Here is a 14285-nt window from a genome sequence, read left to right as displayed (position 1 = left end):
TAAAACTAAGGAGGTAAAGATGGTGAACAAGAAGTCGTTTATGCTCGTTTTTGTCTCGGTGTACTTGTTAATGAGTCTTCCTTCAATGTTAGGAATCGGTTATGTGATTGATTGGATTCCGGAAGCCACTCTATTGCAAAAGCTGAAGGGATACGTGATTGATGGTTTTACTCACAACTATCTTTTAAAAATTGTGTTCTCAGCCATCGCCAGTGGAATGTTTACTTTCTTTTCATCAAGACGGGCAGCCACTCATAGTGATTGAATTCGCTCAGTATTATGAGAAACCTATGATAAATTAATCTTCAGATTGTGATTTAACTCGGTCCATTCATAAATCAAGTTTGTCATGATCAATTTTACCTGAATATCAGCGCTTTCTGTGCGATTTACTCAAAGTGTTTCTACTTCGTGTCAGTCGTCAATCACATCTTCTCCGGCTTGCCGCAGGTTCTCAAGTGAGTCGAGCATATGCGCGATCACATCGTCAGGGTGGCGTTCCCACGCCCCGAGTTCGGCTACGACTTTGAGCGGGGCGCTCGACCGGTACGACCGGGTCGGGTTGCCGGGGAAGCGCTTGTCCGTCAAATTCGGGTCGTTCTCGAAGTCACCCGTCGGTTCGACGAGATAGATGCGCTCACGAGCCTCACCGCTCGCCAGTTCGGCACCCCATTTGGCGGCGTCGAGGGTGGCCGTGAAATAAATGTAGTTCGACTGCTTGTCTTGATAGTTCGAGCGTCGCTGCGGTTCAAGCAAATCCCCCAGCTTCAGTTCGGCTTTCGTGCCGTGGAAAAACGGGCCGGGGTCGAGCGGTCTCATGTCATCGGTCATGCTTCATCTCTCCTTCAATTAGATTGTCTTCACAGTATAGTGGATGAATTTAGGAGAAGACAGTCTGTTTTTGGCTCGTGAATCACGATATAATAAAGACGGGAAGAGCGTTCGGCTCTTCCTTTTTCGTTACATAGAAGTCAAAGTTGTTTACGGAACGAATAACTCGTGATGGCGTAGTCCATCTTATCAGTATAAAAACGGTGCGCCTCGGTTCGAGCGAGTCCTGACTCGAGGGCGACGTATTTGGCCCCAAGGTCGCGGGCGTATTCGTGGACGAAGTGAAGCAACATCTCGCCGTATCCGTTCGAGCGATGGTTCACGCACGTCACGAGGTCGTAAATGAAGACGTGCTTCTCGAGATAGAGATTGAGACGTACCTCGATCCCTGCGAGTGAGACGATGGTATCGTCGGCGTATAATGCATACAGTTCATAGCCTTGCGGTCGCATGGCGGCGACGAGCTCGTGATAGGCCTCGAGCGTCAGGTCGGTGCGCAGTTGGTTCATGACAAGGAACGAGTCATCGAGTTCGCGTGGCGACTCGATTGGTTTGATGGAATAGATGGTCGATGGAATGGGAATCATGCCTCCTTGAGGGGATGTTGTATGTAGATTTCGCTTTCGTCAGTCAGGATTCCTTTCCTTACTTATAATCAGAAGGGAAAGATAGATCGTGAAACATGCGCTAGTGATTGGCGGCAGCGGGATGCTGGCGGGGACGGTCCTTTGGTTGGCAGAGGTTGGGTATCACGTGTCCATCGTCGGACGGGATGCCGAGAACATGAGCCGATTGACCGAGCAATCGCCGGGCCGGCTGTCTGCCGTATTGGTCGACTATCTGGACGACTTGCGTCTGAAGGAGGCGCTGCGACGTTCGATGGCGAGTCATGGAGATTTCGACCTGGTCGTTACCTGGATTCATTCGGACGCAGCTGACGCCTTGCCGTGTGTGTTGTCAGCACTGCGCGGGGGCACGGACGTGTTCCATGTTCTCGGGAGCCGCGGCAACTCGAGCGATGTGAGAAACGGTCTGACGATCCCTGAAGACGTCCGTTATCACCAAGTTCAACTCGGCTATCGGGTCGAGAAGGGGGAGCGCCGTTGGTTGACGCATGAAGAGATTGCCGGAGGCGTGGTCGAGGCGGTTCAAGAGAAGAAACCTCTTTATTCAGTCGGGTTTACTTCGAAGTGAGAGGATTGATTCTAAACAAAGCAAATGAGAGAAGGATGTGCGGTACAAATGAGGATTCTGATCGGTCAACCCAAAATGGAGCAACACTTAGAGCAATTCATTCAAGACATCAAAGCGAACCCTGCGGTCGACTTGATGTTGTATCCGGAGGGCTATTGTCAATACACACATCTGGACGAGGTCAAGGAGCTTGCGAAGATGTTCCAGGCAGCGGTCGTGATGGGGTATCGGAACGAGCAGAACGTGGACCGGGCCCTCATCATCAACAAACGTGGGGAGACACTGTTGGACCGTGCCAAGACACCAGAGGCGATGCCGCTGTTCATGCCGTCAACCGCCGATGACGACGGTCTTCGATACGGATATGTGCTCTGTCGAGAAATCTTCATGGGGCTGGAAGGACTCAAATCGGAAGAACCCATTCAACTCATCTTCAATCCGATCGGAGTCGGCATGTTCAGTGAAGAACAGTACGGCGACTGGTCTGGAGAAGCGAAAAAGATTGCATTGCAACAACGCTCAATCATTCTCGGGACGAGCCATGCCGACGGGTCGTATCGAAACTGTGGCCATTCGATTCCGATTGCGTATTGCTTTGATGAGACGGGCAAGGCGATATTGCTGTCGAAAAACGATACCCGTACCCGGATTGTCGATACAGTTTTAAGGACAATCGAAGTGCTGGATTCTCCTGTCGGAACGGTTCAATGGGGATGACGAGTTGGTTTGAGCACACAAAAAACCTTGAATGCACACTTCTATCAAGTGTTGATCATTCAAGGTTTTTTCATCGGATGTATTTTAACTAGTGAAAGAAATTTTCGCATTGATTTCATCAACGACCGCGTTTCCATTTTCTCGATTCACATCATAAAACGTATGTTCATGAGTCAACGACACGTGTTCACCGCTTTGGAGTTCGTACTGTTCGAGTAACGGACGAATCCGGTCATGTACGACGCGGGCGGCCTCAGGGGACGTGTGAGGATAGATGATGGCGAACGTGTCTAGGGCGACGCGGTACTTATGATCCGTTCGTCTTGTGGCCAGATGGAGCTCGTCGCTGAAGTAGTTCAAGAACCATTCACACTCGGTCCGTCCAAACCGTTCCTCGAACTGTCTCAGCTCATGGATTTGAATGAACGACACCGTGAAGGCGTCACCGTGGCGAATGAGACGATCTCGTTCTGCATTCAAGTCCATTCGAAACCGTTCGGCGTTATCGAGCCACGTCTCAGGATCGACGGCTACGAGCTGTCTGGCCCGCTCCTCTAACTCGAGCCGTGACAGTTGGGCGTGCTTCACGAGTTGATGAACGAGACCAGACAGAATGGACATGACGAGAAGCAGAATCGTAAAACTGATGCCTCTGGCGTTAAAAAACTGAACGTTTCCTGCTTCGTAAATGGACGCGAACCATCGGAAATAGATGAATAAAAAGAGGAGGAGCGTGACAGACAGAGTCAGCCCAGCTCGCATCCCGAAGATGAGAGAAGAGAGTATGATGGTGGGTAAAATCAAGTAGCCGAGAAGACCGGTGTTACTTTCAGACAAAAGGACGGTATAAGCCATCGTACCGACAATCATACAAGCGATGAGACCGAACAAATAAATCGATTCATTAGTCCATTGCTTCATGTTCACCCCTCCATCTGTCTTGAATCGGCTCACGATGAGCCACCTCTTCAATTACCCGCTGTATATGCGGAATAACCAATCAAAGATGTCCGTCACCTTCATTATAAAACATTAGACTGGAACGACGAGACCGTTTTTCGAATCGGAGCGAGTGCGTTCTTCGGGATTAAGTAAACGACACCACCGACACAGATGCCGGTGGTGTCGTCAGTTATTTAGCAAGGGTGGTCTGGCCATCGTGAATCAACGTGCCGATTGATTCGCCCGAACAGATACGCTTCATCGCGCCCGTCTCTTCAAAGTCGAACACATGGACCGGGAGCTGATTGTCCCGCGCGAGCAGCAGTGCCGATTGATCCATCACCTTCAAGTCGTGGCGCAACACATCGTTATAGTGGAGCGACGTATATTGTCTTGCCGTGCTCGAACGATTCGGGTCGTCCGTATAGACGCCGGAGATTCCGTTCTTGGCGACGAACAGGGCGTCGCAGTGCATCTCGACCGCGCGTTGAACCGCCGGATAATCGGTCGAGACGAACGGCTGACCGTTACCGCCTGCGAAGATGAGGACGTACCCTTTATTCAGATGGGTGAGTGCCTTCAGTGGGATGTACGGCTCGGCCATACTTGGAATCGGCATGGCCGTCATGACCCGAACTTCGCGGTCGGTCTTGCTTTTCAGCACACCGCGTAGCATCAAGCTGTTGATGACGGTGCCGAGCGTGCCGATGTTGTCGGCCTCGACGCGATCGATGCCCCATGCCTCGGCCATGTTGCCTCGGAAGATGTTCCCTCCGCCGATCATCAGGGAGACGTTGATGCCCATGTCGATCAATGACAGGATTTCAGCCGCAATTTGATCGAGATTGTATGCATCGAAATTTGAGTTGTCCTCGCCGGCGATGGCCGCTCCGCTTAATTTGATGAGCACGTTTTGATAATTGTTCAACGCTACACTCCCTTTCGGATTCCAAATCTCCAAAATTATATAGGTTTTCCAATTAATTAGCAATGGTTTTAATAGGTCGATTGTAAATGAAAGGGGACCAATGGACCGTGACATTTTTGAAGTGGACTGAATCTTACTTGATACTTTGGAGGATGTAGAACATTTGTAGTTGGAAGAGGTCGAGCTCATTCTCGAAACATATGAGATGGTTTAGAAAGTCCTCTATCAAATAGGTGTCGAGACTCATTAAGTTTTTTGATTATATAATTAGCCAATCGTGAAGGCCTTCACGATTGGCTACTTGTTATGTCCTAAAGCTTCATGACACATTTTCTTCAACGACGACCGCCTCATACAGTCCTCGTTTCGAATGTTCTAACACTACCCGAACCGTGACCAAGCCGACGAGCAAGAAAGCGAGTGAAAAGGCGACATACGTCGAGCGAATCCCGACATATTCAGCGAGGAGACCGATGCCGAACGTCAACCCGATAATCAAGACGGACTCCGCTACGTTGATCACCCCGGAGAAGCGGCCCATCAGGTCGGTCGGGACATTGTTTTGATAGAACGACAAGAAGCCGGTGTTCGCGAACGACAAGGCGAACGTGAGCAGGAAGAATCCGACCGCTGCGACCACGAATGACTCGGAGAAGGCGAAGACGAGATAGCCGACAGGTGTTAGGATGGCACCGAAACTGATTAGGAACGGTAACGTCAGCCGGGCACTGAACGTCGCGTTGATGATGGAACCAGCGATAATCCCGGCTCCGGCAACACTGACGAGAAAACCGTAGCGACTCTCAGAAAAGTTGAGCACTTGCGTCGCGAACGACGCCTCGAGCGAGTCGAGCCTCGACATGAAAATCGTCATGACGCAGAATAGGCCATAGACGAGTGTCACGTAACGCATGGTCGATGCGAATCGGACGACCGTTTTCCAATCATCGAGAATCATGCGCAGGTTGAACACTTCGACTTCGTCGCGGGCCGTGAACAACTTCGGTAGTAGGGAGAGGATTCCGACAGACACGAGCAACGCCAGCGCGTTCAATTGTATCGCGAGCGCGGGTGTACCGATCATGAACAACAATCCCGCGATGGCCGGGCCTAAGATGAATCCGGCCGATTGGACGAAATTTTTCATGGCGTTGAACCGTTGACGGTCACCGCTTGGGACGAGCTTGGTCATGTAGACGAGGGAGGCCGATTCGAAGACGGAACTCGCGATGTTCAATAGAAACACGAGCAAGTAGATGAGCGCGAGTGAGTCGATGAAAGCGAGACTGAAGACGACGACGGCGCGGAGCGCATCAAGCCACATCATCAAGCGGCGTGTATCGGTACGGTCGATGACCGAGCCTGACCAAACGTTCGCGCATAGTGCCGCGAGCGGGACCAGAATGTAGTGGACCGAGACGGCGAACGGCGATTGCGTCATCTCGAGAACAATCAAGTTGAGGGCGATGAAATACACCCAGGCGCCGAGGTTCGAGATGCAGACGCCAGTTAGTAAGAGTAAAGTGTGTTTCCAAGTATTCATCGCAATCGTCCCCGTTCAAAGTAGATTTTGAACAGTATGTCACAAAAAGGCTCATCACCATAAGGTGTGGTTGACGCATAAAATCCATCAGATTTTGAATTGAACATAGAAAAAAAGCGAAAACCCCGGTATCGTAATTGTTGCTTAGACAAACCACGATTGGAGTTTTCGCTTTGTCCCAACAGTTTATCAAATTACTTCTTCCACTTCCAGACCTTTTTCAGATTCAGATGTCTTCAGACGAAGAACCAAACGTTTTTCCGGTCATCCCGGATCGACATGACATCCCTTGTCCGCTGTGCCAGAGAAAGACCATCCTGCATTCGAAAAAGCGGCGTCGCTTTCGACACGGTCATGCGTGGAACGTCGGTGTACTCTGGATCGAACTGGATGTCCCACGTCAAAGATGCACCTCTTGTGATTTGACGTTCGTGTATGACTACGGTCTCGGGCTCGTCAGCACTTCCACCGAGGTGTTCCGGAAAGGCATCGCAAAACGTTGCCACGGACTGACAATCTCAGATGTCGCACGCGAGTACAGCCTCCCTTATACGACGGTGGAGCGCTGGTTCTATCAGTACGCTTCGGTGGAGACGATGGAGCGTGCAACGCATGTCCTGGTCGACGAGTTCGCCACGAGAAAGGGGCACCACTATGCGACGATTGTCCTCGATGCCAAGAGTGGCCAGCTTCTGTCCATTGTCCCGGGCCGGGACGTGGCAGCCATCTCGGCAGCACTTCAAGGCGTATCCGGGGATGTCCGTTCTGTCGTCAGTGATTTTGCACCGGCGATGGCGAAGGCCATCAACCATGTCTTCCCGGAGGCAGAACATGTGCTGGACCGGTTCCACCTCGTCCAGTTCGTCACGGACGCCCTTCGCCGACGGCGTCGTTTTTGAACGAGGCAAGACGCCATCACCACGTTCGCGTGATCGATCGTTCGCTCGCGCGTCGCCCGGAAACGCTGACTGGGGAAGACCGGGAGGTCGCCCGTTCCTGTATGCAGGAAGATCCATTCATTCGGAACCTCTATCAAGGGCTCCAGCATATCCGGTATGTGCTGAAGGCGACGTGCGAGATACAGTCGCAACGGCGGCTCACAGACTGGTTGGACCGTTATCAGTTCCATCCGTGCGGGCCCCTGGCGAAGATCGCGAAAGCAATCCGGGTCCGGGAGCAAGCGATGCGCCAGACAATCGTGTCAAGGCTGTCGAACGGGAAGATGGAAGGGACGAACAACAAGATCAAGCTCATCAAACGCCGTGGCTATGGCTATCGAAACCTCGAGCGATTCTTTTTAAGATTGCGCCTCGAGATCGGTCGTCAAAATAGCAACCACGAGTTATGGTGATGAGCCAGAAAAAGAGGATGAATTTATCGAAGTTTTCTCAAACAGGGGGTAAAATTACAAAGAATTTTTTCTTTTGTTCTTTGCCCAGATCACTAGAAACGATAGAAAGATCAAAATAAATAAGCCGTACTGATAACCGGGATGTATGGATTCTACAAGGCCATAAACAACAGCCACTTCAAGAGAAACGGCCGGAATTTTACCGATGGTGCTGGCAATAATGAATAAGCCACCTGGAATGGGCGTCAAGGCCGCCCCTGCTGTTACCAGACCTGATGGGACAAAAGGAATTAAGCGCAGCAAGATGATTGCCCAGAAGACGCGGCTTATTGAAGAACTCTGGATGTACCTCCAGAACGGCCGCTTTAACCACTTTGGATTAACTTTTGAAAACCCATATCGATATAGGTAAAATCCGACGATAGCGCCAAAAATCTCCCCCGACAAAGAAAGGATGACGCCAATGGTTAACCCTAAAGAACTGATATTGAGAGACGTGAGCAAAAAGCTTGGGAAAAAGCCAACTGCACCCATACTTATGTTGAAAATGAGAAGCAGCAGAAATTCTAAAACGGGGAACTGAGTGTTTATGGTATAATCCGCCTCCTGCGCTGTTTAAAAAATTGATGGTATATAAAAGTTCAGTTGAATGAAATTTTAAGATAGAGAAGTGCGTTCTATATCCGCTTTTTTCGAATTCGGTAATACACTAATCCTGAAAAGCCAACGACGAGGAGGAACAAATAGATTGAACTTAAAATCCCAGGTGGGAAAAATGTGCGAACGTCTTCAGAATTAGAAGGAAGGTTTGTCTCAGAAGCACTGACAACGGGAAACTGATAAGAAGACAAAAGAGTGCCATCCTGATCAGTAATCCTTAATAGTCCATCTTCTTTTACAGCGATTGTCACTTGCTCATCTGTTTGGTGTGTATAAAAGAAATCGCCTGGCGTAATGTATTCCACATCACCGGCAAAAAAGCTGCTTTCTTTCGGAATGCTCACTGTTTTAAAATTTTCAAATCCAAAATCCAAAAGTTGAATAGTGTCAGCATAAGCTTCTGCCTCTGTGTCGCTTTTTAAGGTGACGACAATTAAATTCAGGTTTTCTCTTTTGGCTGTCGTGGCCAGCGTGACGCCTGCTTCTGGCACAAACCCGGTTTTACCACCCGTAACGCCTTCATAAGGTTTTTCCCTTAATAGTTTGTGGTGGGTATAAAGCGTGGTATCCCAGGATTCACCGTTCCAGGGCAGTTCTTTTGTTCCAAATATTTTCATGAATTCATCGTTCTTCATCGCATATCGGGTTAACTTCGCTAAATCTTCGGCTGTCGTAACATGCTCGGGATCAAAAAGACCGTGGGGATTTTCGAAGTTCGTATTCCGCAGGCCAATTACATCTTCTAAATATAAATTCATATCAGCAGAAAATAACTCAACGCTGCCGCTGATGTGTTCAGCAATGGCGACGCCGGCATCATTTCCAGAGTTGACTAAGAGGCCCAGCAACAGTTTTTCTAAAGTCACTTGTTCTCCCTCTTCCAAATAAACACGGGTGCCTTCCGTATTGCGTGCTTTTTTACTGATGGTTACAATATCATTTAATTTTCTGTTTTCAATTGCATAAATGGCTGTGGCAATTTTTGTTAGGCTGGCAGGATACATCTGCGACTGTGCATTTTTTTCATAGAGGATTTCTCCAGTCGTTGCTTCCATGACAATAGCTGCTTCACTGGATACGTTTGGCAGGGAAGGGTCATCAGTTTTACTGAAAACGGACGAAACGATTAAAGTGTTGATCATGATTAAAATGGTTGAAACAACACTTAGTTTTTTCATAACTACTCCCTCCTGAGTGATTATTTTAGTTCTGCTTTATTATATAATTGACGGTTTCCCGGTCCGAATCAGTCGGTAAATGAAAGGTTTGCTGGTATTTCTCGTGTCCTTTACCGGTAATCACAATCCAGTCGCCTTCCTTGCTTTCATGGATTGCTTGCTGAATGGCGAGTGTACGGTCTGGAACGATGCTGCCTTTTGAGTTGCCGTATGTTTCATTTAGTTGGTTTAAAACTTCCAGCATATCTCCTGGAGAAACATTGTTCAGGTCGTCCAACGTTAAAATGTAGCGGTCACTCATTTCAGCAGATATGGATAGCATGTGCTTTCTCTTGCTGGCATCTCGATTTCCACGAAAGCCGAAAATATGGGTTATTCGTTGGGCCCCTTGTGATTTTGCAGTTTCCAGGCAGTAAGAGATGGCATCCGGAGTATGGGCATAATCCACAATAACGATCGAGCCCTTGGCCAGTTTCGTGACCTCAAAGCGTCCATCGACTCCCTTGAAATGGTGAATGGAGTTTAAGAGCTTTTCTTTGGGGATACCCAGCAACAATGATGTTCCGTAGGCCATTAAGGTGTTATACATATTGTGCATTCCGGTCATGGCAGCGACCATTTGATACGTTTCGTTACTTTCAATCACCCGCATAGTGGAGGACAGTGAATGAAATTTTGCAACACGCAGGTTGCATTCAGTGGATGTGCCAATTGCATAAATCGGTTTTCCCTTTGTTTGCAGGATTCCACAGAGCTTTCGTCCCCACTCATTATCTGTATTCACTACAGCAATCCCATGTTCTTTCATCTGATTGAACATTGTAAGCTTCGCCTGAAAATATTCTTCCATGGAACTGTGATAATCCAGGTGTTCATGGTGAAGATTGAGGAACAAGCCGTAATCAAATTCAATGCCTTCTAACCGATACTGGGCCAGTCCATGAGAAGAAACTTCCATAATGACGACCTCATCCTGACTGAGGGTCAACAGTTTATGGAGAGCGAGTGAATTTGGTGTGGTGTTCGAGCTTTTCATTTTTTCGCCATTGATAATATTTTGGTTGGTACCGATGACAGAACAACTCATACCGTTGCTTTCCAGAAAGTGCTGGAGCATATAGCTCGTCGTCGTTTTTCCGTTGGTGCCCGTAATTCCAATCATTATTTTCTGGTCAGATGGACGGCCATAAAAATTCCTGGCCAGGATGCCAAGCGCTTTCCGGCTATTTTCCACCTGTAAATAAGGGACACCTAACCGGGTAATTCCTTGTTCTCCGATGACAAGGGCTGCCCCTTTTTCAATTGCCTGGTCAATAAACCCGTGACCATCAATTTCAAATCCTTTAATAGCAACAAACACAAAACCTTTTGCCACATCGCTTGAGTTATCGGCAATCCCCTTGATGTCTAATTCTAATATTCTGGAATCTAATCGGGAAATCAGACCGGATTCGTTCAAAAGCTGATTTGTTTTCATAGATTTGGTGACCTCTCTAAAACTATTTAAATTTGATTTATTCTATTATAAAAATGTTGAAAAAATGTGCAGAATTTATACGGGAAGCCTAACTACTAAAACTTAATGTTTTTGTAATACAAACGAAATCGAATCCTTTATGAACCATTACAGATAAAAACCCGGGATCTTGTTGACAAGATCCCGGGTTTTGGCGCTTTTATTCGGGTGACAGTTCGCTTTCAGTCACCCATTTATGATTGGTGACTTCCTCGCCTCCGGTGGTCGGGACGAAATCAACCATATAGACGGTCGTTTCTTCGGTAGAATCAACCGTAGCCGTTGCGCCGTCCATTCCCTCCATATGGTCAGCGGCAATGGCCGCTTCATCGCCCGTTTCCAATGGTTCATCACCTGGATTTTCCAATTCTGCGTGAATCACCCATTTGTGATTTTCAACCGGCTCGCCTCCGTCCGTCGCCGTATAGGTCACTGCATAGGCGGTTGTATCATAAGCCCCGACAATTGTGGCTTCAGCACCTTTCATGCCTTCCATATGATCGGTTTCAATAATCGCCTGGCTTCCAACTTCAAAGGTTGGATTTTCGGCTTCCTGCAAATCATCCGGGACTTCACCTGAACCGGAATAGAAGAAACTGCACAGAAAATCAAGAATTAATCGGTAAACTGGATTGGTTGACGTCTTCTGGAACGGTTAAGCAAGCACGGGGAAGTAGAAGTTAAGAGAGGGGCTGTATTTAATTTTACATACCTTGAAATTCCCCGAGTCTTATATAGAAAATTTCATTTGATTCCTTAAGGGATACAAAAATGATAAAGAAGAGGATTCAACTTACTGTAATAGGAGGTGTACAAGTGGCGGAAATTAGTTTGTATCTTGCGTTTGGCGCAGGGCTTTTATCATTTATCTCTCCATGCTCCCTTCCTTTGTATCCGGCTTTTTTATCCTACCTTACTGGAGTTTCAGTCAATGAGTTAAAGACGGGCAAGGGAATGATGAGGAGCACGGCTTTGATTCATACGGTTCTATTTTTGATAGGTTTCTCCATCATTTTTTTAGCGTTGGGCTTGTCGACTTCGCTTATCGGAAACTTCTTCTTGGAATATCAAGTTCTTCTACGTCAATTGGGCGCTATTTTGATGGTGTTTTTTGGCTTGGTCCTAACCGGTATTCTGAAATTCGACTTCCTGCTGTCGGATAAGAAATTACAGTTCCAGAAAAGGCCCTCCGGATACGCGGGTTCTGTTCTGATCGGCATTGGCTTTGCAGCTGGATGGACCCCGTGTACCGGTCCCATACTTGCAGGAGTTATTGCACTCGGAGTAGCGGATCCGGACAGTGGCTTACTCTATATGCTGTTTTACGTTCTGGGATTTTCCATTCCTTTTCTCTTGATGTCGTTTTTTATTGAGAAAATGACTTTCTTGAAGAAGAAGAGCGCTCTTTTCATGTCAATAGGAGGAGCATTAATGATTCTGATGGGCGTTTTACTTTACTTTGACATGCTGACAGAAATCATCGCTTTTTTATCGCAATTTACGGGTGGATTTACAGGGTTTTAATGGACTCAACCCATCATCTAGGAAGGACGTGACAGTGTATGGCTGCTAAAAAGGATAAAAAGAGAAATCGCTTGATTATGAGGACAAGTATTTGTTCATTCTGGTTGTCGCTATTGCATTTACCATCTACAACGGATTAACAAAAGAGAAAAACGAATTGCTGCAAGTTGGAGATTCGGCACCCGATTTTGCGTTGACGGATTTGAACGAGGAACGGCATCAGCTGTCTGAGTACAAAGGGCAGGGGGTGTTCGTGAACTTTTGGGGTACTTGGTGCAAACCGTGCGAAAAAGAGTTCCCGCTGATGGAAAAGCAGTACCAGGTATACAAGGATCAAGGTGTGGAGATACTCGCTGTCAATATTGCGCAATCCGATTATGAAGTGAGACAATTTGCTGAACAGCGAAATTTAACGTTCCCGATTGTTATCGATAAGGACAAAAGTGTTATGGAAGCTTATAATATCCGTCCATTGCCGACTACTCTGTTAGTCAATCAAGAGGGCAAAATCGAGAAAATTATTACGGGTGAAATGTCCGAAGAGGATATCGCGAGTTATATGGAACAGATCAAACCGTGCTGATACCTCTGAATTTCCCAAGCATAATGCGGGCCACGTTATTTTGAAAAATGCTGCAAAGAAAAAACGAGAAAAAAACATTTCTTTAAAGTGGACTAACCGAAAGAAAAGAAATGTCAGGTGTAGAAAATTTATAAATAGAAATCAGGCAAAGATCCTCCACCGGACCGATTGGAAGGATTATTCCTTTTGGGTCAATTGTAGAGGGAATGGATTACCTGTTTTGAAATCAAGATATCTGCACAAAAAGTCGAAACTTTTTCGTTAAACTTTAAGAATGTTATACTTATAAAAAATAAAAAATGACATATTCGGAGGGCATCTACATGAAAAAAAAGAGAATAGGAACGGCAGTGCTGTCGGCTTTTCTTTTGCTGGCAGGCTGCAGCAATGATACAACGGATTCATTTGAAGTGCCGTTTGAAGGGGAACTGAACCATGTTCATGGGATGGGTTATGCAGGAAATGAGAACGGACTGTATTTTGCCTCGCATACCGGGCTGAAAATTTACCGGGAAGAGGGCTGGTTCGAAACGGCGGATAATTTTCATGATTATATGGGCTTTAATGCAACAAATGAAGGATTTATTACGTCGGGCCACCCAAGTGCAGACTCAGAATTACCCAATCCCCTAGGGATACAGCGAAGCATCGACAGCGGTAAATCGATTGAAGAGATTGCATTTCAAGGAGAAACGGATTTTCATGCCATGGCGGTGGGATATAACAGTAACGACATTTTCCTAATCAATCCGGCCAAGAATTCCCTATTGGAAGCCGGCGTATATAAAAGCGGTGATGAAGGCGAATCATGGAAAACTGTGAAGGCTGAAGGGCTGGAAGGCGAAGTGACTTCGCTCGCTCTTCACCCGGCTGACTCAAACTTCGTCGCTGCAGCTACGGCTGCAGGGATTTATTTCTCACGGGATGGCGGAGAAAATTTTAAAGCCATTACAGACGGAAGTGAAACAGGCACAGCGGTGCATTTCACCGAAGACCATTTGTACTTCGGAAGCTACGGGACAGCGGCGGCTCTGGTGAAGTATACTATGGAAAATGAAGAACTCGAGCCGGTGGATACACCGGACCTTTCACAAGATGCCGTCGCTTTTATTGCACAAAACCCGATGGATGGAATGGAACTGGCGATCTACACATTTGAAGGCAATGCCTACTTGTCGGAAGACGGATTACAGACCTGGAAAACGCTGCTGGAAGAGGGAAAAACCAAGTAGAAACCAGCTAGCCGTTTGAAAGACGAACCGAATCCAACAGCTTTCGGCAGCAGTCTTTGTCTTGATTGCTGCTAACCAATCGACTT

Annotated in this window: 15 protein-coding genes and 2 pseudogenes; 8 read left to right on the top strand and 9 right to left on the bottom strand. The window is 47.4% G+C overall.

The window, feature by feature from the left end; translation table 11 throughout:
• Nucleotides 1-22: 22 nt before the first annotated feature.
• Nucleotides 23-265: a hypothetical protein gene (locus ACZ2GZ_RS08010; RefSeq protein WP_214716415.1), complete on the top strand. Its 243-nt coding sequence runs from the start codon at nucleotides 23-25 to the stop codon at nucleotides 263-265.
• A 149-nt stretch (nucleotides 266-414) separates the two neighbouring features.
• On the opposite strand, the gene arr is transcribed toward ACZ2GZ_RS08010, so the two are convergent.
• Together arr and ACZ2GZ_RS08000 are read right to left on the bottom strand one after the other, a co-directional pair.
• Complete coding sequence (gene arr, locus ACZ2GZ_RS08005) at nucleotides 415-831, bottom strand: NAD(+)--rifampin ADP-ribosyltransferase (protein WP_214716417.1); 417 nt, start codon at nucleotides 829-831, stop codon at nucleotides 415-417.
• A 140-nt stretch (nucleotides 832-971) separates the two neighbouring features.
• Nucleotides 972-1418, bottom strand: a complete 447-nt coding sequence (locus ACZ2GZ_RS08000) for a GNAT family N-acetyltransferase (protein ID WP_251136313.1) — start codon at nucleotides 1416-1418, stop codon at nucleotides 972-974.
• A gap of 88 nt (nucleotides 1419-1506) precedes the next feature.
• Here ACZ2GZ_RS08000 and ACZ2GZ_RS07995 point away from each other — a divergent pair, with 88 nt between their 5' ends.
• Nucleotides 1507-2025: a Rossmann-fold NAD(P)-binding domain-containing protein gene (locus ACZ2GZ_RS07995; RefSeq protein ID WP_214716419.1), complete on the top strand. Its 519-nt coding sequence runs from the start codon at nucleotides 1507-1509 to the stop codon at nucleotides 2023-2025.
• A 48-nt stretch (nucleotides 2026-2073) separates the two neighbouring features.
• Nucleotides 2074-2742, top strand: a complete 669-nt coding sequence (locus tag ACZ2GZ_RS07990) for a hypothetical protein (RefSeq protein WP_214716421.1) — start codon at nucleotides 2074-2076, stop codon at nucleotides 2740-2742.
• Between the two features lie 84 nt (nucleotides 2743-2826).
• Here ACZ2GZ_RS07990 and ACZ2GZ_RS07985 read toward each other — a convergent pair whose 3' ends face one another.
• From ACZ2GZ_RS07985 to ACZ2GZ_RS07975, 3 genes are all read right to left on the bottom strand, one after another.
• Entirely contained in the window at nucleotides 2827-3663 is an 837-nt protein-coding gene (locus ACZ2GZ_RS07985; protein ID WP_214716428.1) for a GGDEF domain-containing protein, read from the bottom strand.
• A gap of 211 nt (nucleotides 3664-3874) precedes the next feature.
• Nucleotides 3875-4612 carry a UMP kinase gene (gene pyrH / locus ACZ2GZ_RS07980; RefSeq protein WP_214716430.1) on the bottom strand — a complete coding sequence of 246 codons (738 nt, stop codon included), beginning with the start codon at nucleotides 4610-4612 and terminating at the stop codon, nucleotides 3875-3877.
• A gap of 319 nt (nucleotides 4613-4931) precedes the next feature.
• Complete coding sequence (locus tag ACZ2GZ_RS07975) at nucleotides 4932-6155, bottom strand: MFS transporter (RefSeq protein ID WP_214716432.1); 1224 nt, start codon at nucleotides 6153-6155, stop codon at nucleotides 4932-4934.
• Nucleotides 6156-6328: 173 nt separating this feature from the next.
• On the opposite strand from ACZ2GZ_RS07975, the gene ACZ2GZ_RS07970 reads away from it, so the two are divergent.
• On the top strand, nucleotides 6329-7054 hold the full coding sequence (locus tag ACZ2GZ_RS07970) for a transposase (RefSeq protein ID WP_131490821.1): 726 nt from the start codon (nucleotides 6329-6331) through the stop codon (nucleotides 7052-7054).
• Nucleotides 7051-7506: a transposase gene (locus ACZ2GZ_RS07965; protein ID WP_084158424.1), complete on the top strand. Its 456-nt coding sequence runs from the start codon at nucleotides 7051-7053 to the stop codon at nucleotides 7504-7506. The genes ACZ2GZ_RS07970 and ACZ2GZ_RS07965 overlap by 4 nt, the downstream gene beginning before the upstream one ends.
• 54 nt (nucleotides 7507-7560) lie before the next feature.
• Here ACZ2GZ_RS07965 and ACZ2GZ_RS07960 read toward each other — a convergent pair whose 3' ends face one another.
• The 4 genes and pseudogenes from ACZ2GZ_RS07960 to ACZ2GZ_RS07945 form a co-directional block, all read right to left on the bottom strand.
• On the bottom strand, nucleotides 7561-8040 hold the full coding sequence (locus ACZ2GZ_RS07960) for a TVP38/TMEM64 family protein (RefSeq protein WP_125318013.1): 480 nt from the start codon (nucleotides 8038-8040) through the stop codon (nucleotides 7561-7563).
• 143 nt (nucleotides 8041-8183) lie between these two features.
• Nucleotides 8184-9344, bottom strand: a complete 1161-nt coding sequence (locus tag ACZ2GZ_RS07955) for a D-alanyl-D-alanine carboxypeptidase family protein (protein WP_029595523.1) — start codon at nucleotides 9342-9344, stop codon at nucleotides 8184-8186.
• Nucleotides 9345-9369: 25 nt separating this feature from the next.
• Nucleotides 9370-10821, bottom strand: coding sequence for a UDP-N-acetylmuramoyl-L-alanyl-D-glutamate--2,6-diaminopimelate ligase (locus ACZ2GZ_RS07950; RefSeq protein ID WP_029595522.1), 1452 nt, complete (start codon nucleotides 10819-10821; stop codon nucleotides 9370-9372).
• A gap of 199 nt (nucleotides 10822-11020) precedes the next feature.
• Nucleotides 11021-11446, bottom strand: a pseudogene (locus tag ACZ2GZ_RS07945) (YdhK family protein); the annotation flags it as partial.
• Between the two features lie 230 nt (nucleotides 11447-11676).
• Between ACZ2GZ_RS07945 and ACZ2GZ_RS07940 the strand changes: the two are divergent.
• From ACZ2GZ_RS07940 to ACZ2GZ_RS07930, 3 genes and pseudogenes are all read left to right on the top strand, one after another.
• Nucleotides 11677-12384: a cytochrome c biogenesis CcdA family protein gene (locus ACZ2GZ_RS07940; protein ID WP_029595520.1), complete on the top strand. Its 708-nt coding sequence runs from the start codon at nucleotides 11677-11679 to the stop codon at nucleotides 12382-12384.
• A 38-nt stretch (nucleotides 12385-12422) separates the two neighbouring features.
• Nucleotides 12423-12967: pseudogene (resA, locus tag ACZ2GZ_RS07935) on the top strand (thiol-disulfide oxidoreductase ResA).
• 323 nt (nucleotides 12968-13290) lie between these two features.
• Entirely contained in the window at nucleotides 13291-14199 is a 909-nt protein-coding gene (locus ACZ2GZ_RS07930; RefSeq protein WP_029595519.1) for a F510_1955 family glycosylhydrolase, read from the top strand.
• Nucleotides 14200-14285 lie beyond the last annotated feature (86 nt).

The organism is Exiguobacterium sp. KKT215 (assembly GCF_055635335.1).
Note: the sequence above shows the minus strand (reverse complement) of the source record. Positions and strands in the feature narration are given on the sequence as shown.

Excerpts from the sequence above, each read along its gene's own strand:
- arr (WP_214716417.1), bottom strand. The coding sequence starts at position 831 with ATGACCGATGACATGAGACCGCTCGACCCCGGCCCGTTTTTCCACGGC.
- ACZ2GZ_RS08000 (WP_251136313.1), bottom strand. The coding sequence starts at position 1,418 with ATGATTCCCATTCCATCGACCATCTATTCCATCAAACCAATCGAGTCG.
- ACZ2GZ_RS07990 (WP_214716421.1), top strand. The coding sequence starts at position 2,074 with ATGAGGATTCTGATCGGTCAACCCAAAATGGAGCAACACTTAGAGCAA.
- ACZ2GZ_RS07985 (WP_214716428.1), bottom strand. The coding sequence starts at position 3,663 with ATGAAGCAATGGACTAATGAATCGATTTATTTGTTCGGTCTCATCGCT.
- ACZ2GZ_RS07975 (WP_214716432.1), bottom strand. The coding sequence starts at position 6,155 with ATGAATACTTGGAAACACACTTTACTCTTACTAACTGGCGTCTGCATC.
- ACZ2GZ_RS07960 (WP_125318013.1), bottom strand. The coding sequence starts at position 8,040 with ATGGGTGCAGTTGGCTTTTTCCCAAGCTTTTTGCTCACGTCTCTCAAT.
- ACZ2GZ_RS07955 (WP_029595523.1), bottom strand. The coding sequence starts at position 9,344 with ATGAAAAAACTAAGTGTTGTTTCAACCATTTTAATCATGATCAACACT.
- ACZ2GZ_RS07950 (WP_029595522.1), bottom strand. The coding sequence starts at position 10,821 with ATGAAAACAAATCAGCTTTTGAACGAATCCGGTCTGATTTCCCGATTA.
- ACZ2GZ_RS07930 (WP_029595519.1), top strand. The coding sequence starts at position 13,291 with ATGAAAAAAAAGAGAATAGGAACGGCAGTGCTGTCGGCTTTTCTTTTG.